Origin of the sequence: Marinobacter sp. 1-4A, assembly GCF_016597725.1 — a bacterium.
Classification (GTDB): Bacteria; Pseudomonadota; Gammaproteobacteria; order Pseudomonadales; family Oleiphilaceae; genus Marinobacter.
The window spans coordinates 777,486-795,918 of sequence record NZ_VCGY01000001.1 but is presented as its reverse complement, the minus strand read 5'-3'; the positions used below and the strand labels follow the sequence as shown (position 1 = coordinate 795,918).

Annotated in this window: 15 protein-coding genes; 13 read left to right on the top strand and 2 right to left on the bottom strand. The window is 52.9% G+C overall.

What is annotated here, in order from left to right; all coding sequences use genetic code 11:
• Positions 1 to 75: 75 nt before the first annotated feature.
• From FE845_RS03480 to pdxJ, 8 genes are all read left to right on the top strand, one after another.
• Positions 76 to 2,799 carry an EAL domain-containing protein gene (locus FE845_RS03480; protein ID WP_227714013.1) on the top strand — a complete coding sequence of 908 codons (2,724 nt, stop codon included), beginning with the start codon at positions 76 to 78 and terminating at the stop codon, positions 2,797 to 2,799.
• A 106-nt stretch (positions 2,800 to 2,905) separates the two neighbouring features.
• Positions 2,906 to 4,708, top strand: a complete 1,803-nt coding sequence (gene lepA, locus FE845_RS03475) for a translation elongation factor 4 (protein WP_200361773.1) — start codon at positions 2,906 to 2,908, stop codon at positions 4,706 to 4,708.
• Positions 4,709 to 4,719: 11 nt separating this feature from the next.
• Positions 4,720 to 5,496, top strand: coding sequence for a signal peptidase I (lepB, locus tag FE845_RS03470; protein ID WP_200361772.1), 777 nt, complete (start codon positions 4,720 to 4,722; stop codon positions 5,494 to 5,496).
• A 27-nt stretch (positions 5,497 to 5,523) separates the two neighbouring features.
• A complete protein-coding gene (locus tag FE845_RS03465) occupies positions 5,524 to 5,913 on the top strand; it encodes a DUF4845 domain-containing protein (protein WP_200361771.1) in 390 nt (129 codons plus the stop codon).
• The gene (gene rnc / locus FE845_RS03460) at positions 5,910 to 6,599 is read left to right on the top strand and encodes a ribonuclease III (RefSeq protein WP_200361770.1); all 690 of its coding nucleotides are present in this window, start codon (positions 5,910 to 5,912) and stop codon (positions 6,597 to 6,599) included. Before FE845_RS03465 ends, rnc begins: the two co-directional genes overlap by 4 nt.
• On the top strand, positions 6,599 to 7,516 hold the full coding sequence (gene era, locus FE845_RS03455) for a GTPase Era (protein WP_200361769.1): 918 nt from the start codon (positions 6,599 to 6,601) through the stop codon (positions 7,514 to 7,516). The genes rnc and era overlap by 1 nt, the downstream gene beginning before the upstream one ends.
• Before the next feature lie 32 nt (positions 7,517 to 7,548).
• Positions 7,549 to 8,274, top strand: a complete 726-nt coding sequence (gene recO, locus FE845_RS03450; protein WP_200361768.1) for a DNA repair protein RecO — start codon at positions 7,549 to 7,551, stop codon at positions 8,272 to 8,274.
• A gap of 11 nt (positions 8,275 to 8,285) precedes the next feature.
• Positions 8,286 to 9,023, top strand: a complete 738-nt coding sequence (gene pdxJ / locus FE845_RS03445; protein ID WP_200361767.1) for a pyridoxine 5'-phosphate synthase — start codon at positions 8,286 to 8,288, stop codon at positions 9,021 to 9,023.
• Here pdxJ and FE845_RS03440 read toward each other — a convergent pair.
• Entirely contained in the window at positions 9,005 to 11,878 is a 2,874-nt protein-coding gene (locus FE845_RS03440) for an ATP-binding protein (RefSeq protein ID WP_200361766.1), read from the bottom strand. The genes pdxJ and FE845_RS03440 overlap by 19 nt on opposite strands.
• Positions 11,879 to 12,101: 223 nt before the next feature.
• On the opposite strand from FE845_RS03440, the gene cysM reads away from it, so the two are divergent.
• The 5 genes from cysM to FE845_RS03415 all read left to right on the top strand — a co-directional run bounded on the left by cysM (position 12,102) and on the right by FE845_RS03415 (position 18,058).
• Entirely contained in the window at positions 12,102 to 12,995 is an 894-nt protein-coding gene (gene cysM, locus FE845_RS03435) for a cysteine synthase CysM (RefSeq protein ID WP_200361765.1), read from the top strand.
• 26 nt (positions 12,996 to 13,021) lie between these two features.
• Positions 13,022 to 14,371: a 23S rRNA (uracil(1939)-C(5))-methyltransferase RlmD gene (rlmD, locus tag FE845_RS03430; RefSeq protein ID WP_200361764.1), complete on the top strand. Its 1,350-nt coding sequence runs from the start codon at positions 13,022 to 13,024 to the stop codon at positions 14,369 to 14,371.
• A gap of 58 nt (positions 14,372 to 14,429) precedes the next feature.
• On the top strand, positions 14,430 to 16,670 hold the full coding sequence (relA, locus tag FE845_RS03425) for a GTP diphosphokinase (protein WP_200361763.1): 2,241 nt from the start codon (positions 14,430 to 14,432) through the stop codon (positions 16,668 to 16,670).
• Positions 16,667 to 17,548 (top strand): nucleoside triphosphate pyrophosphohydrolase, encoded by an 882-nt coding sequence (gene mazG / locus FE845_RS03420; protein WP_200361762.1) that lies wholly within the window; start codon positions 16,667 to 16,669, stop codon positions 17,546 to 17,548. The genes relA and mazG overlap by 4 nt, the downstream gene beginning before the upstream one ends.
• 165 nt (positions 17,549 to 17,713) lie before the next feature.
• Positions 17,714 to 18,058, top strand: a complete 345-nt coding sequence (locus tag FE845_RS03415) for a pilin assembly protein (protein ID WP_200361761.1) — start codon at positions 17,714 to 17,716, stop codon at positions 18,056 to 18,058.
• Positions 18,059 to 18,082: 24 nt separating this feature from the next.
• Here FE845_RS03415 and FE845_RS03410 read toward each other — a convergent pair whose 3' ends face one another.
• Positions 18,083 to 18,316, bottom strand: coding sequence for a hypothetical protein (locus FE845_RS03410; protein WP_200361760.1), 234 nt, complete (start codon positions 18,314 to 18,316; stop codon positions 18,083 to 18,085).
• Positions 18,317 to 18,433: the final 117 nt, after the last annotated feature.

The window sequence follows — 18,433 nt, the reverse complement described above, 5'->3', positions numbered from 1 at the left end:
CAGGTCTGGAGGCTTTTGTTATACTGTCTCGCGCCAAAAATAGAGCTGCCACGGAACGGATCAGGTTAACGTATTATGAATAGAAAGGATCTCCCTCTCCTGCAGCTTCTTAAACTCCGCAGTTCCTGGCTTGCCTGGCTGCTTCTTGTCGTGGCAGCCGCTCTAACCGCTGCGTCCTGGCAGTTTTCCATACGCTTGGTGGAAGATCGCACAGAAGCCAGATTCCGAACCCAATCGTTGCAACTCAAAACAGCCATCGAGGAGCGTTTGCTCAATTACGAGCAGGTTCTGGCTGGCAGCGCTGGCCTCTTCGCAGTTGCGGGAAACGTATCCCGCGAGCAGTGGCGGGAGTATGTGCAAAAAGTAGATATAGACCGGTATTACCCGGGCATTCAGGGCATAGGTTTTGTTGAACGCATTGAAGTGCGTGACATGGCAGAGCACATCGCATTGGTGCGAGAAGAAGGTGTACACAAGTATTTGGTAAAGCCGCTCGGAACCGGACCCTTCTACTATCCTATGGTGTATCTGGAGCCGGGTACCGAGAGAAACCTGCGGGCACTTGGCTACGATGCTTTCAGCGATCCGGTGCACCGCAAGGCCATGGAAAAATCACGGGATAATGCCATTCCAACGGTAACGGCCAAGGTGGTTCTGGTGCAAGAAGAGCTGGCGGAGGACCAAGCCAGCTTCCTTATGTATTACCCGGTTTATCAAGGGGGAGACGTTCCCGAAATCCGGGCTGAACGCCGCATGATGTTGGCAGGCTTTGTGTTCAGTGCCTTCCGCATGAATAACCTTCTTGATGGCATCATTGGCCTGATTTCACCGTTTCTTGATGTTCGCATTTACGACAACGGCGTGAGCACCCGCGAAAACCTTATGTACGGCTCTAATTTGGGGTCGCTCGATAATGAATTCAGCTTTGAAATGAGCCAAACCGTTAGCCACGGTGGGCGAGACTGGCTGCTACAAACCCGCTCCACCCCGGCTTTTGATTATTTGGCGTCAGATCCGCGCCCGCTCATCGTGCTTGGAAGTGGCGCAGTCATAAGCCTGCTGCTGTTTGTTATCGCTCTGGTGCTAATCCGCTCTCGCCTCATGGCGCAAATCAGTGAAGGGCGCTATCGCGCTATCACGGAAGGGGCCGCCAACGTCACTTTGGTTATGGACGAAGCGGGAGCGCCGCTTTATGCCAGCCCGTCGAGTTACGACATTCTCGGCTTTGATCCCAGTGAAGTGCATACGCTCACACTGGAAAAACTTGTACACGAAGACGATTGGCCTCAGTTAAAGAAGGGCTTTGACGAAGCGATGCAGTCGCCGGGTAAGCAAATGCCGGTAATTCTGGCGCGTATTTGCGACGCACAAGACAACTGGCGCAACATGGAGGGCACCTATACCGACATGCTTGCAGTGCCCGGGGTTGAGGGCGTTGTGCTTAGCTTGCGTGATTTGACCCAGCTCAAAGCGGCTCAGTCTGAGCTGCACAGATTGGCGTTTTACGACCCACTTACCGGGTTGGCCAACCGCCAGCTGTTCCGGGACCGCTTGAACAATGTAGTGCGCCGAAGCCGAAGGAGTGGCGAACCTGCTGCCTTGATGTTCCTGGACCTTGATGGTTTTAAACGCATTAACGATACCCTTGGTCACGATGCGGGTGACGAGCTTTTGCAGCAAGTTGCGCAATGGCTTGAGGGGTGTGTTCGTGAAGAGGATTCGGTAGCTCGCCTTGGCGGTGATGAGTTTGTTGTGTTGTTGTCACAAATCAGCGGCACAGAAGCCGCGGGTAAAGTTGCAGACACCATATTGCGCCGATTGTGCCAGCGGGTACGCTTGAACGATCACGAAGTGGGTATTACGGTCAGCATCGGTATCACCATGATTCCCCATGACAGCGAAGACCCGGGAACCCTAATGAAGTTTGCGGACCTAGCCATGTACCGCGCTAAAGAAATGGGCCGGAACACCTACCAGTTCTTTACGCCTGCCATGAATATCAAAGCCGCACGCCGTTTGTTGCAACAGGAAGAGTTGGCCAGTGCGCTGGAAGAAGAGCGCTTTGTCTTGCACTACCAGCCAAAGATTGATCTGGCGAGTGAGCGGGTTATTGGTGTTGAAGCCTTCCTGCGCTGGCACCACCCGGAGAAAGGGCTAGTGTCGGCCCAGCAGTTTATCGGTTTGGCTGAAGAAACCGGGTTGATTGTCCGTTTGGGTGAAGTAGCCTTGCGCCAGGCTTGTATTCAGGTTCAGGCGTTGGAAAGGGCCGGTTTTGAATCCCTGAAAATGGCGGTTAACCTGTCCGTCACGCAAGTAACCGATTCCCACTTCCTTGATATGGTTCGGCAGGTAATTACCGAGACCGGTGTTTCCCCGGAAAAGCTTGAACTGGAAATGCCGGTTGAACTGCTGAACGAAGACCCGAGAATGGTGCGTGAGCTGCTTTTGTCACTTAACGATCTTGGTGTTTGCCTGATTCTGGACGATTTCGGGGCTGGCTCGTGCTCCTTGGTTGCCTTGCAGCAGTTACCCCTAGATGTCATAAAAATTGATCACCGTTTTATTCGTGATATTCCGTACAATGTTAGTGCAACCGATGTGGCGTCTGCAGTGATTGCGCTCGCGCAACAGCTCCATCTTACTGTTGTGGCGGAAGGCGTAGAGACGCCGCAGCAGTTGAGTTTCCTGAAATCCGCCGGATGCACCCAGTGCCAGGGTAACTTGTTCAGTTATCCGCTGGAAGAAGATGCCCTGATTGGTTTCCTGATTCGGCAATATGAACGGCCGCTTATTTCCTGATCATGGCAATGGCGGTCGGTAACCGGTAAAATCACGCCGGTCCCGGATTCAGGTATTGGCCTCTCCGGGCTCAATCCTTCGTCTTTATTATGAGTATTCATTGTCTGTGACTGAACTGAGCCGAATCCGTAACTTTTCCATTATTGCCCACATTGACCATGGCAAATCCACCCTTGCTGACCGCTTTATCCAGATATGCGGCGGCCTAACCAAAAGGGAAATGGCCGAGCAGGTTTTGGATTCCATGGATCTTGAGCGGGAGCGGGGCATTACCATCAAGGCCCAAAGCGTCACACTGAGCTACACGGCACGGGATGGCGAAGTTTACAAGCTGAACCTTATCGACACTCCGGGGCACGTTGATTTTTCTTACGAAGTGTCACGCTCCCTTTACGCCTGTGAGGGCGCGCTGTTGGTTGTAGACGCCGGTCAGGGTGTAGAGGCGCAGTCTGTTGCCAACTGCTATACAGCCATTGAACAGGGGCTGGAAGTTGTACCTGTTTTGAACAAAATGGACCTGCCACAGGCTGAGCCGGAGCGGGTTGCGGCTGAAATTGAAGATATCATCGGTATCGATGCTTCAGATGCGGTTCGTTGTTCTGCCAAGAGTGGCATGGGTGTTGAAGACGTTCTGGAAGATCTGATCAAGAAGATCCCACCACCTCAGGGCGATCGTTCGGCGCCCTTGCAAGCGTTGATCATCGACTCCTGGTTCGATAACTATTTGGGCGTTGTTTCTCTCGTCCGGGTGACCCAGGGCGTTATGAAAAAAGGCGACAAGATTGTTCTCAAGTCGACCGGCAAGGCATGGAACGCTGATAAAGTAGGGATTTTTAAGCCCAAGCCCTACGATACCAACATTCTGGAAGCGGGCGATGTTGGCTTTGTGGTTGCGGGCATCAAAGATATTCATGGTGCGCCTGTGGGCGATACCATAGTGCACCACAAGTTTGCCGAAGAAACTCCCATGCTGCCCGGTTTCAAGAAGGTTCAGCCGCAGGTATATGCCGGTCTGTTCCCGGTGAGCGCAGACGACTACAACGATTTCCGCGATGCGCTGGAAAAACTAACCCTGAACGACGCCTCCCTATTTTACGAGCCTGAGAGCTCCGATGCCCTTGGTTTCGGCTTCCGGTGTGGTTTCCTTGGCATGTTGCATATGGAAATTATTCAGGAGCGTCTGGAGCGCGAATACGATATTAACCTGATTACGACGGCACCTACGGTTATCTACGAGGTGTTGACGAAGCAGGGCGAGACATTGTCGGTGGACAGCCCCTCAAAGTTGCCGGATATTGGCTCCATTGAGGAAATGCGCGAGCCCATTGTTGAAGCGAATATTCTGGTGCCTCAAGAGCACTTGGGTAACGTTATTGCCCTTTGTGAAGAGAAGCGTGGCGTTCAGAAAAACATGCACTTTACCACCAACCAGGTGCAGCTGACCTATGAGCTGCCCATGGCCGAAGTTGTGCTGGATTTCTTTGATCGGGTTAAGTCTGCCAGCCGTGGTTTCGCTTCGCTGGACTACCATTTTGTCCGCTTTCAGCAGGCGAATCTGGTGCGCCTTGATGTACTCATCAACGGTGAGCGTGTGGATGCATTGGCGCTGATTGTTCATAAAGACCAGTCCCACTATAAGGGGCGCCAGCTCATTGAGAAAATGAAAGAACTGATTCCCCGTCAGATGTTCGATATTGCCATTCAGGCCGCTATCGGTAATCAGGTGGTGTCCAGAGTCAGTGTTAAAGCATTGCGGAAAAACGTAACGGCAAAATGTTACGGCGGTGATGTTAGCCGAAAGAAAAAGCTGCTCCAAAAGCAGAAAGAAGGCAAAAAGCGCATGAAACAGGTTGGTAATGTTGAGGTGCCTCAGGAAGCCTTCCTTGCCGTACTGAAAGTCGATAATTAGAAGGGACTTTGATGGATATTGATTTTCCACTGGTACTGGTCGTCCTGACGTTTGCATCGGGGCTAATCTGGCTGGCAGACATACTGTTTTTGCGTAAGCGTCGCCTTGCCGTGTCTTCCGAAAGCACTGCCGAGGAAGACCTGCCCAAAGAGCCGTATTTGGTTGATCTCAGCCGCTCGTTTTTCCCGGTACTGGCGATTGTGCTTATACTCAGGTCATTTCTGGTGGAGCCTTTCCAGATTCCTTCAGGTTCTATGCTGCCAACTCTGGAGGTTGGTGATTTTATTCTGGTTAACAAGTACGCCTATGGCCTACGCCTGCCCGTTGCTGGAACCAAAGTTGTGAGCATAGGGGACCCGGAACGGGGTGATGTTATGGTGTTCCGCTATCCCGAAGACGGCAAAACCAACTACATCAAGCGTGTGATTGGCTTGCCCGGTGATACTGTGCGCTATCGCGATAAGCAGTTGTTTATCAACGGTGAAAAAATCGAGAGCGAGTTTGTCGTGCGCCTGCCGCCGGTAGAAGTGCGCCGGGAAGATTTGGGCACAGTAGAGCACGATATTTTTCACACAATGGGGCGCTCAGGCGCACCGGGTGAAGGGGAATGGCGAATACCGGAAGGTGAATACTTCGTGATGGGCGATAATCGCGATAACAGTAACGACAGCCGGTATTGGGGCACGGTTCCCGATGAATTGATTGTGGGCAAAGCCTTTGCGATCTGGATGCACTGGAAATCTTTCACCAGTTTGCCATCCTTTAAGCGTGTGGGCGGTATTGAGTAATTCTGACCATTTTGGAGTTCAGTTGTAATGAAGAAAAATAATCTCTCCGCCATGGGGCGTCAAGGCGGTGCTTCGGCGCTTGTTATCCTGATTATGGTTCTGTTTTTCGGTAGCGTTCTTTCCTTGGCAATTAAGGTTGGCCCAGCGTACATGGACGACCTGACTATTCAGGAAGCGCTTGAAAATCTGGATGGCACGGAAGGCTTGTCGCGGATGGGGCCAGCCCAAATTCGTACTTTGATCAACAAGAGCCTAAGTGTGAACAATATCCGCAGCCTTGATGCCAAAGATATTGTGGTTGAAAAAGACGGCGAGCTTGTTTTGGTCAACGTGGATTATGAAGTACGTAACAACCTTGTCCGCAATATGGATGTCATTGTTCACTTCCAGCACAAATACGAGTTGAAGGGTAAGTGAGTTCGCAACCAGATCTGGATCAGTTACAACGGCGCATTGGTTATCAGTTCAAGTCGCCCGAGCGTCTTTTGCTGGCGCTTACGCACCGAAGTTATGGCAATCAGAACAATGAGCGATTGGAGTTTCTTGGCGACTCCATCGTTAACATGGTGATTGCAGAGTACTTGTTCCTGAATTTTGATAAAGCCCGGGAAGGCCACCTGAGCCGCTTGCGCGCTCGTATGGTGAAAGGTGTAACTCTGGCCGAGATTGGTCGGGAGTTCGACTTGGGAAGCTATTTGAGGTTGGGGTCCGGCGAGCTGAAAAGCGGCGGCTTTCGTCGCGAGTCCATTCTTGCAGATGCCGTGGAATCCGTCATTGGTGCTATTTACCTCGATAGCGATTTCCACACCTGCCGGGAGCAGGTTCTGCGCTGGTTCGAGCTACGCCTTAAACAGCTCGACCTTCAGGATACTCAAAAAGATCCAAAGACCCGATTGCAGGAGTACCTACAGTCCCGCCAGTTCCCGTTGCCCAGATACGATGTGGTTTCTGTGGACGGAGAAGCTCATAAACAGACATTTCACGTATCCTGTGTGTTGCCTTCGCTAGAGCGCAAAACCAGCGGCGTTGGCAGCAGTCGCCGTATTGCGGAACAGGAAGCAGCCCGTAGTGCGCTGAAACAACTCGGCGTGGAGACACCCTGATGAACGATATTACCCGCCCGGAAAATCCTGACAGTCGCTGTGGTTTCGTCGCGATAGTTGGCCGCCCCAACGTCGGTAAATCAACCTTGTTGAACCATATTTTGGGGCAGAAGCTGAGCATTACCTCCCGCAAGCCTCAAACGACGCGTCACAAGGTGCTGGGAATTAAAACCGAGGGCTTGGATCAAGCGATCTATGTAGATACACCCGGGATGCACGTGGAAGAGCCAAGAGCTCTGAACCGCTATATGAACAAAGCGGCTACGTCGGCGCTTTCCGGTGTGGATGTAGTGGTATTTGTGGTGGACCAATTGGCTTGGACCACCGCCGACGAGATGGTATTGGAAAAACTGAGTAAACTAGAATGCCCGGTTATTCTGGCGGTTAACAAAGTGGACCGGATTGAAAAGCGGGAGAATCTGCTGCCGCACCTAGACATGCTGTCCAGAAAGCACGAGTTTGCGGAAATTATACCCATCTCCGCCTTGAAGGAAACCAATCTGGAGCCGCTGGAAGAAGCGGTGGGCCGTTTTCTGCCGGAGAGCGTCCACTTCTATCCCGACGATCAGATTACTGATCGCAGTGAGCGCTTTATGGCGTCGGAAATGGTGCGGGAAAAGATCACACGGCAACTTGGCGCTGAGCTACCTTACTCTGTGGCAGTAGAAATCGAAGAGTTCAAACATGATGGAAAAACGCTGCACATATCGGCGTTGATTCTTGTGGAGCGTGAAGGCCAGAAGAAAATCATGATTGGCGATAAAGGCGACAGGCTACGCAGTATTGGGCAGGAAGCCCGCGCCGACATGGAACGTATGTTCGACAGTAAGGTTATGCTGAAGTTGTGGGTGAAGGTAAAGCGTGGCTGGGCTGATAGTGACCGGGCGCTAAAGAGTCTGGGTATGAACGATCTCTAAACGTTGAGGCCGCTCTGCCCCCTTGAGGCACTATGAGTAGAGAAGCGCAGCAGCAGGAACCCGCGTATGTGATTCACCGCCGACCCTGGCGGGAAACCAGCCTCATGGTTGATCTTTTTACCCTGAATCACGGCCGCCTGAGCGTCATAGCCCGTGGTGCTATTGGTAATAAGAGCCCGTTAAAGGCTCAGTTACAGCCTTTTCAGCCACTGCTTCTGGGCTGGGTAGGACGCGGCGACCTGAAAACGCTCACCGAAGTAGATGTTCGTGAAGGCCCCTTACTGCATCGCACCGCCTCGCTTTACAGTGGCCTGTACCTCAATGAACTGATGCAAAGAATTTTGCCCCAGGCAGACCCCCATCCAACTCTCTTTGCCGCATACATCGGGGCGCTTGAGCAACTTGCGCAGGCGTCGGATGTGGAGCCGGTTTTACGGAAGTTTGAACAGGCATTTGCAGCAGCTCTGGGGTACGATTTTTTATGGGATCTGGCGATGGATACTGGCGAGCCCGTCCACTCCGGGCAAACCTATTGCTATAACCCCGAACAAGGTATTGTTGCTAACGCTTCCAGTGGCGTGCGTTTGCAAAACCTGCACGGGGAAACGTTGCTGGCCCTTGCCAGCGGGGATTATCAAAGCAGCGCTAGCCGCCGGTTATCGAAGCGGGTTATGCGCGTGCTAACGGACTACCTGCTGCAGGGCCGCCCGTTGAATAGTCGCAGCCTTTTTACTCATCACTCTGTTCGCTCATCTTAAGGGAGAACCACATGAATCCTAGAGTATTGCTTGGTGTCAATATCGATCATGTTGCCACGTTACGCGAGGCCCGGGGAACGCGTTACCCCGATCCGGTTCAGGCTGCACTGATTGCTGAAGAAGCCGGCGCCGACGGCATTACCATCCATCCAAGGGAAGACCGCCGACACATTCAAGATCGTGATGTGTTGTTACTTAAAGAAGTGCTGCAGACTAAAATGAATCTGGAAATGGCGGTTACAGATGCCATGCTGGAATTCGCCGAAAAAGTGAAGCCTGAGTGTGTGTGTTTGGTGCCCGAAAAGCGCGAAGAGCTTACAACCGAAGGCGGCCTTGATGTTGATGGCCAAGAAGAACGTGTAGCGAGAGCTTGTGAGCGCCTTGCCAAGTTGGGCGCGGAAGTTTCTCTGTTTATAGATCCAGATCCGGTGCAGATTGATGCCGCTGTACGCTGCGGCGCGCCCGTGATTGAACTTCATACCGGCGAATACGCTGAGGCTGTTGGTGCCGAAGCTCAGGACGCAGCCTTCAAAGCCCTAACCGACGCGGTGGCTTACGCCCGCAAAAAAGGACTGATTGTGAATGCGGGTCATGGATTGCATTATCACAATACCGAGCGGGTTGCCGCGATTCCGGGGATTAATGAGCTGAATATTGGCCATGCGATTATCGCTAGAGCCGTGTTTAGTGGACTGAAAGAAGCGGTTCGGGATATGAAGACAATTCTTGATCAAGCGTCAGCCTGCTGATAATGCTCCCGGAACATCTGCTGCCAGTCGGTCTGTTCACTCCAGATTTGCAGGCGCTCGATAGCAGAGGTTAGCTGGTTTTTCTGCAACTCCATGTCCGGCGCTGAGCATTTGAGCGCCGTTTCCAAGTGATTTGCCGCGGAGCGTAGCTCGGGAACGCCGCAGTAACGTGTGGCGCCATGCAGTTTGTGCACGCATTCCAGAAGGTTCTCCAAGTCGTTGCTCGCCCAGAGTCGTTCAATAGTGTCTAGATCTGTGGGCAATTGCTCCACCAGCATGCTGAATAGCTCTTCCGCCAAATCCGTTTTACCCGCAGCCAGTTGGATACTCTCATCCACGCTTACGCAATCCCGCTGCATTTGTCGCGTAGAGGGCCTCAAGGTGCGCCTTGTATCCCGCACCTCGGGAACCTGAATGCGGCCTGTGCTGCTACTCCGGCACTGATAGCCAGTCCACTCGTGTATGGTGTCGGCCAATTGCACACTGCTAATGGGTTTAGGCATGTAGCCGTCAAACCCCTGTCGGGCCAGCCGCTCTTGCTCATCAGCCAGCGCGTGCGCCGTGAGTGCGATGATGGCTGTTCTATGATTATTGTTTTTATCCATTTCACGAATCCGCGCGGTTGTTTCTACGCCGTCCATACCCGGCATTTGCAGATCCATAAAAACCAGATCAAACGGTTTTTGTCGGGACTTGCTCAGGGCTTCAAAACCACTTGAAGCTCCTTCGGCGTCTATCTGATAATCCTGCAGTAGGGTCATAACCAGCTTTAGGTTGGCTTCATTATCATCTACAGCCAGAACCCGCGGCATATTAACGGGTGCGGGTAGGCGAGCAGTATGGTCCTGATGGGCAATGCCTTGCCCGGACGTATTAATGCCGTGTACCAGAAGCAGCAGCTCGTCATAGAGAGCATCGCGACATATTGGCTTGGTAAGATGGCCGCTGGCAAGTCCGGAAAGCGGGGTGTCGTGAATTTCCAAAGTTGGCGTGAGTAGCAGTGTGCGGCAATCCCGCTCGATTTCAATCGTTCGCACCAGCCCACAATATTGGCTTGAGTTGAGCAAATGCCGGGTAATGCCGATAATGGCCACCGCATACCCCTGTTGGCTCTTCTGGGCCTCTTCAATCTTCTCCTGCATAGCGCCGGGGCATGCAACACGATCAACCGTCATGCCCCAATCCCGCAATAGATGCTCAACCGCAAGGCCACAGGTTTTCTGGTGTTCCAGATATATGGCTCGCTCGCCCTTCAAAGCGTCCCTAGGGGCAACCGCCTCACCACCCGAGGACAGTTCGGGAGTTAGGGTAAACCAGAAAGTGGAGCCTTTGCCGAGCTCGCTTTCCAAGCCAATCTCGCCCCCCATTTCCTCCACAAGGCGTTTGGAAATCGCCAGTCCAAGGCCGGTGCCGCCATACTGTCTGGCCGTAGAGGCATCCGCTTGACTGAAGGCATTGAACAGAGACTGCTGCTGGGCTCTGGATAAGCCAACGCCCGAATCACTAATACTCAGGCGCAGAGTAACCCGGTTATTTTCTTTATCTTCGTCCTCCAGACTGGCACGCAAAACCACCTCTCCGGTTTGGGTAAACTTGATGGCGTTGTTGACCAGATTTGTAATTACTTGCTTTACCCTTAAAGGGTCACCAGTGATGTTGTCTGGCACGTCGTTGTAAACAAGAGGTACAAGGTCCAGATTTTTGCCGTGGGCAGCAGGTGCCAGCATCACCATTACCTCTTCCACAATATCCCGAAGCTGGAAGGGCACACGGTCCAAAATCAGCTTGCCTGCTTCAATCTTGGAGAAATCCAGAATGTCATTGATGATGGTGAGCAAGATTTCGGAAGATTTCCGTATGGTGCTTAAGTGATCCCGTTGTTGGCGCGGTAGTGGGCTTTTGAGCAGCAACTCTGTAAAACCGATGATGCCGTTGAGTGGTGTCCGGATTTCGTGGGACATATTGGCCAGAAACTCGGATTTAATGCGGCTGGCTTCCAGCGCTTCTTTGCGAGCGAAATCCAGTTCAATGTTCTGGATTTCAATGGTTTCCAGAGTCTCCCTTAGGTCTTCCGTGGCCTGATCAATGTTCTGCTGCATTTCCGCCTGCGCTTTGCTCAGTTCTTCCGCCATGGCGTTCAGGCCGGATTCAAGCTGCTCGAATTCGGGGCCAGCGTTGGTATGAATGCGGGTGTCGAGTTTGCCTTCCTTCAGTTTTGCAACGGCTTCGTTAAGTTCAAGCACCGGGCCGGTGAAAGCGCGGCTGAGCCGCAGGGCGATGAGAAGGCTGAAAACAACACCACCGAGAACCAGCAGCAGTGATATTAACAAAGCCTTGTAGGTCTCTTTTTCCGTGCGGATGTGCGACATCTCGACGGCTACCCAGCCAAGCGGCTCCCGCTGTTTAAAGGCAGACTGCCGGGCGTCTGGATCATGCATAGACTGAATCATCAAGTCTTGCAGAAATACCGGGTTCACAAAGCGGGTGCTGTCTTTGCTGGCAATCCGGCTTGCCTGTTCCTTCGCAAGCTCTTTGCTGTCGAGATTGTCGGAACTGCCCGGGCCGGTGTGCAGCAAGCGACGGCGCTCGCTATCGAAGAATGTAATTGAGCGCACATCCTGTTCTTCCAATAGGGCATTGGAAAGACTGCTCAACAGGCTGCGATTCGCCGTAAACAAGCCATACTCCGAGCCAGCCGCAAGCTGGCGAGACAACGACTCGCCACGATCTTTTAGCAGGTTCTCAATGTTGTTGACCCAGCTGTAGGTAAAAAACAGCCCCAGCATCAAGGTAGTGATCAGGGTGGGAACCAAGGTTACCACCAGCACTTTTTTGCGAATGCCCCAACGTCGCATACCAATGTCCTGCAAATAACTTAACTCCGCCTGTTGGGGCGGGTTACGTCCTTGTATTAGTAGTTCGTCCGGGCTGAAATTATATTCGAGTCAGTGCCGGGCGAGCCGAAAAATACACCACTTATATAGCCTTCAGTCATGGTTTTAGCGAGAAGCTGTATTGGGCGACTGGGGCTATAAGGCGTATCATGCCAACGCAAAAGTGTACCACAGGGTTCTTACTATGCATTTTCCCACAATTGAAGATTATGTCGGGCACACGCCTCTGGTTCGGTTGCAGCGTCTCCCCGGGGATACCAGTAACGTGATTCTGGCAAAGCTGGAAGGCAATAACCCGGCCGGTTCTGTAAAAGACCGACCTGCTATAGGAATGATTCAAGAGGCCGAACGCCGTGGTGAAATCAAACCTGGCGATACGCTGATTGAGGCAACCAGTGGTAACACCGGTATTGCTCTGGCCATGGCTGCGGCTATTAAGGGATACCGAATGGTACTCATCATGCCCGCAAACATGAGTGAAGAACGTCGAGCATCCATGAGAGCTTACGGCGCAGAGATCATTACCGTGAGTCAGGAAGAGGGCATGGAGGTGGCCAGAGATATGGCCTTGAAAATGGCTTCGGAAGGTAAGGGCAGGGTGCTGGATCAGTTCAGCAATCAGGACAACCCTTTATCGCACTATCGCACCACGGGCCCGGAGATTTGGGAGCAAACTGAAGGGCGTGTAACCCATTTTGTCAGTTCTATGGGCACCACCGGCACCATAATGGGCGTTTCCCGTTACCTCAAAGAGCGTAACCCGGATATCAATATTGTCGGCTTGCAACCAAAAGAGGGCGCATCTATACCGGGTATCCGTCGTTGGCCGGAAGCTTACCTACCCAGCATCTACGATTCCACTCGCGTGGATCAGGTATTGGACATTGGCCAACAAGAGGCGGAGGAAACCATGCGCGCTTTGGCAGAGCGCGAAGGGATATTCTGTGGTGTATCATCCGGTGGCTCTATCGCTGCCGCACTTAAGCTCTCTTCGCAGGTTGAAAACGCCATTATTGTGGCCATTATTTGTGATCGCGGCGACCGCTACTTATCGACTGGCGTATTCCCCGGCGCCTGAACCTGACGACACCAAGAGAATAGATTATGAGCAGACGACGCAGGAAGGTACTTCCTACGGAACCCGTACGCTGTGAAGTGGAAAAGCTTAGTCATGATGGCCGTGGCATAGCTCGTCAGGATGGCAAAATCCTGTTTGTGGATGGCGCGTTGCCGGGTGAAACCGTAATGGCCAAGGTGGTTTCCACCCGCAGTAAATTTGATGAGTTGCGCACCCTTGAGGTGCTCGAAGCGGCGCCTGACCGTCAAAATCCCCCCTGTGATTTTGCCGATTTATGCGGTGGCTGCAGCCTTCAGCACATGAGCAGTGATGCCCAGATTCGCTTTAAGGAAGAGACTCTGCGCGAGCAGTTTGAACACTTTGGCGGTATCGAGCCGGAGGAGTGGATAGAGCCGCTGCGCCCAGACAGTAACCTTGGGTATCGGCGCAAGGCGCGCATGGGCGTGCGCTACGTCAAAGCGCGGGAGTCGGTTCTGGTAGGGTTCCGGGAGAAGCGCAATAGCTTTCTTACGGATATTGACCGCTGTGTAGTGCTGGACCCGCGTATTGGCGAGCGCATTGTTCCGTTGCGCGAGCTGTTGCACACCATGGATGCATACGCCCGCGTGCCTCAGGTTGAAATTGCGTGTGGTGACGACACCGCAGCGATGGTTTTCCGCAATATGGATGACTTGAGCAGCGGCGACCGCGAAAAGCTGATTGCTTTTGGCCAGGCCCACGATTTGCACATCTATCTGCAGCCCAAAGGGCCAGATACTGTTCACCGCATCTGGCCTGAATCTGCGGGTCGAAGCGATGAGCGCCTAAGTTACCAGCTTGATGCATTTGACCTCACCATGAAGTTTCACCCCATGGACTTTACCCAAGTCAATGCGGGCATCAATAAAGCCATGGTAAGTAGGGCTGTTGAGTGGCTGGACGTGCAGCCGGGTGAGCGGGTCTTGGATCTGTTCTGCGGGCTGGGCAATTTTACCCTGCCACTTGCGCGTAAAGGCGGGCAGGTTATTGGCGTGGAAGGTGATGATGCCATGGTTGTCCGGGGTCGCGAAAACGCGGAGCTGAACGGGCTTACAAATGTTGAATTTCACGGCGCTGATTTGCACGGAGATTTTACCGGCCAACGCTGGGCGCAAGAGGGTTTTGATAAAATCCTTATTGATCCGCCACGCTCCGGGGCAGAGGAAATATGCAAGTACCTAACCGCGTTCGGTGCCAAGCGTATTGTGTACGTGTCCTGCAACCCTGCCACTCTGGCGCGGGATGCGGGTGTGATGGCCAGCAACGGTTACCGGTTGGTGCGCGCCGGTGTGATGGATATGTTTCCTCACACCACGCATGTGGAGTCGATTGCGCTGTTTGAGCGTGGCTCTCGCTGAATTTTGCTGTGCACAGCAAAGGACAGTTGTGTGAATCACCAGGAATAACAAAACAGATATGGTAAAAGTTCGCGAAGATTACGCAGTGGATGGCGATGGCCAGATCGATATCGAGGGCTGGGTACAGCAAATTGCTTCCCAGACCCATCTGGACGATGTGGACCAGTTTCGCAGGGCTTGTGAAAAAGCCGCTGAAATCGATTTGCAGGCCTTCCGGGAGGATCGCCTATGGGCGTCTGGATCCAGCAGCTTTCGTATTGGCATCGAGATGGCTCAGGTGCTGGCGGAGCTGCGCTTGGATCAGGCCAGTCTGGTTGCTGCCATTCTTTACCGCGCGGTTCGGGAGGAGCGGGTAGCTCTTGAGGTTATCCGCAAAGAGTTTGGCGATGAAGTGGCCATGCTTATTAATGGCGTACAGCAGATGGCGGCCATTTCTTCCATACACCACCCGCTCAAAGGCAACGTGCTCGGGCAGAGTGAAGGCCAGCTGGATAACGTTCGCAAAATGCTGGTAACCATGATTGATGATGTGCGGGTTGCGCTGATCAAACTCGCCGAGCGCACCTGCGCTATCCGTGGTGTTAAAGATGCGCCGGAAGAAAAGCGTATGCGAGTCGCCCGCGAAGTGTTTGATATCTATGCGCCCCTTGCTCACCGTTTGGGCATCGGGCACATCAAGTGGGAGCTGGAAGACCTTTCATTTCGTTATCTGCACGAAACAGCGTACAAAAAAATTGCCAAACTGCTGGACGAGAAACGTCTGGACCGGGAAGGCTACATCCGTCGCGTAATTGCCAAGTTGCAGTCAGAGCTGAAAGCTTCCGGTATCGAAGCCGACCTTTCGGGCCGTGCCAAACACATCTACAGCATCTGGCGGAAGATGCGCATCAAGGGCCTCGACTTTTCCCAGATATACGATATCAGGGCCGTGCGTATTCTCGTGCCTGAGGTGAAGGATTGTTATGCCGCCCTCGGAATTGTGCACACGCTTTGGCGCCACATCCCGAATGAGTTTGATGACTACATAGCCAACCCCAAGGAGAATGGCTACCAGTCTCTGCATACGGCCGTGATCGGGCCGGATGGCAAGGTCATGGAGGTGCAGATTCGCACTCATAGCATGCATGAAGATGCAGAGCTCGGCGTCTGTGCTCACTGGCTATACAAGGGTACAGACAAAAGTAACAAGTCGTCTGGATACGACGCCAAGATTAACTGGCTACGACAGGTGCTTGAGTGGCAGGAGGAATTGGGAGACCTCTCCGGCCTTGCAGACCACCTTAAATCCGATATTGTGTCGGATAGAATTTATGTGTTTACGCCTGAGGGGCACGTTGTTGATTTGCCTCAGGGGGCGACACCCGTAGATTTTGCTTACCGAGTTCACACTGAGATTGGCCATGCCTGTCGGGGTGCGCGGGTAAACAGCCGCATAGTACCACTGACCTACCCACTGAAGACCGGTGAGCAGGTATTTGTTCTTACCTCAAAGAACAATCCGGCGCCCAGCCGGGATTGGCTAAATCCCAGCCTTGGATACATTCAGACCTCCCGCGCCAGAGCCAAGGTAACCCATTGGTTTAAAGAGCAAAATCGCGATCGTAACGTGGCGGATGGTCGTGCCATTATTGAGGATGAGTTCCGCCGCTTGTCGTTGCACGATGTGGACCTCAGCCAGCTGGCGGTAAAAGTGAATTATCACAGCGCCGAGGACATGTTTGCCGCTGTGGGTGCCGGTGATCTCCGCCCTGCACATGTTGCCAATGTTGCCCAGCAGATGATCGAGCCCAAATCCGAGCAGCTCGACCTGAAACTGATGGCCCAGCGCGACAAGCCTTACGATACCGAGTCGGATATCCACATACTGGGCGTGGGCAAGCTGAAAACCCAGGTGGCGAAGTGCTGCAAGCCTCTGCCGGGGGATGCCATAGGTGGCTATATCACCGTCGGACGGGGGGTAACGGTTCATCGGCAGGACTGTCCAACGTTTTTGAATCTACGGGAGTTTGAACCTAACCGAATTATTGAAGTGAGCTGGGGTGGCCAGCAAGCCTCTGTTTATCCCGTGGATATAGAAATTGAAGCCTACGACAGATCTGGTTTGTTGCGGGACATCACTCAGGTCTTGTCAGTGTCTAAGAGCGATGTTCTAGCATTGCATACCGTGACCAATCGTGATGACAACACGGCAACTATGGTTGTGACGGTTGAAATTTCCAGCCTTGAGCAGTTGGCGCGCCTACTCGCCCAAATCCGCAATCTGCCCAATGTTATTGACGTAAAGCGTAAACGCTCATGACCTACTCGATTGACGATCTGAAACTGTTGATGGCACGGCTGCGTGACCCTGAAACCGGATGCCCCTGGGATACCAAGCAAACGTTCAGGAGTATTGTGCCGCATACGCTGGAAGAGGCCTACGAAGTAGCAGATGCCATTGAGCGGAAGGACTACGGAAACCTGAAAGATGAATTGGGTGACCTGCTGTTTCAGGTGATCTTTTACTCACAGATTGGGGCGGAAGAAAATCGTTTCAGCTTTGATGCTGTGGTCGACAATCTCGTGCGCAAGCTTGTGCGACGCCATCCCCATGTGTTCCCGCAGGGGACACTGGAAAGCCGTATTGATCCGGACAACCGGCCAGACGAAGCCTGGATCAAGGAGAGCTGGGAGCGTATCAAGGCAGAAGAGCGGGCTCAGAAACAATCAGACACTTCTGCGGATGCAACGTCGCCAAGCGGATTGCCAAGCCGATTGCCAAGCCGGTTGGATGGTATCGCACGGGCGCTGCCCGCGATGGTACGCGCGGAAAAGTTGCAGAAGCGGGCGGCAAGGCACGGGTTTGATTGGCCGAATATAGAGCCGGTATTCGACAAACTCCATGAAGAAATCGATGAGCTCAAGGAGGCTTGGCAGGCGGCAGAATCCGGGCAGGGTGACCACAATGCTGTCGAAGATGAATTGGGCGATCTGCTGTTCGTGTGTGTGAATCTTGCACGGTTCATGAAAGTTAATCCGGAGCAGGCTGTTGGACGCACCAATCACAAGTTTGAGGCGCGATTCCGGGCCATTGAACAGGTTCTTGAGCGTGAAGGCCGCTCCTTTGATGAAGAGACATTGGAAGCTCTTGATCAGATCTGGCAATCGGTCAAGGGTGTGGAAAAGAAAAGCGGGTAGCCAGAATAGGTACAATCCGTTACCAATTCCTTAAGTTTTCACTCCTGAGCTTCGTCTACACTTATTGAATAGGGTGTTTGGCGGCTTTGTGTAAGGAGCTTGCGCGATAAACTTGCGCGCCTAAAAAGTTCAGGAATTATCAACAAGAATTGGGAGTCTGGCTCGATGAAAATCAAAGATCTGGTTGGTTACTGGGATAAGCACGCTAAAGGCAGGCTTACCCGCGATGCTTGTTTTATGGCGTTATCTGACCAGCATCATCGGCAGCTTGAAAAGCTATCGGCCCTGTACCCTCTAAAATCATCTCAGGACCTTATTCGCGACCTGATCTCCGCTGCGCTCGATGAGATCGAAACCGAGTTTCCCTACGTTCAAGGTGATCAGGTTGTCGCCTACGATGAAGACGGCTTCGAAATATACGAAGACAAAGGGCTGACTCCGGAATTCGTTCGCCTCAGCCAAAAGCACATCGAACGCCTGAAGGCTCGCCAGCTTGAGTCAGTAGCCTAATAACGAGTCCTCCAGCAAGCTCTGCTAGCCGTTGTGACCCTCTAGCTTGTCTTTTAGTGGGTCTTGACTGGCTAAGTCGTCCAGCGCGGCGGCGATCATATCGTTTAGAATGTCGCTTTCGCTGCGGTCGGGGTAAAGCTCGGCCAGAGCAGCAACTCTGGCGGCGTCTTCCAAGGGAAGCCTCAAATTGTAATCATGGGTTAGCTCTACTGGCTTTTTCTTTTGTTCCCAGTGCTTGGGCAGATCTGTGACTTTCATGGTGGGTCCTCTCAAGAGTGGGTTCTCTGGCGCTGGTGCGGGCGCAGTTGCAGCCCCAAACGCTAATAGACTTTTCCGGTGGTTCCTTAGTATCGTAAGTTTAGTTTGTCTCCGTCA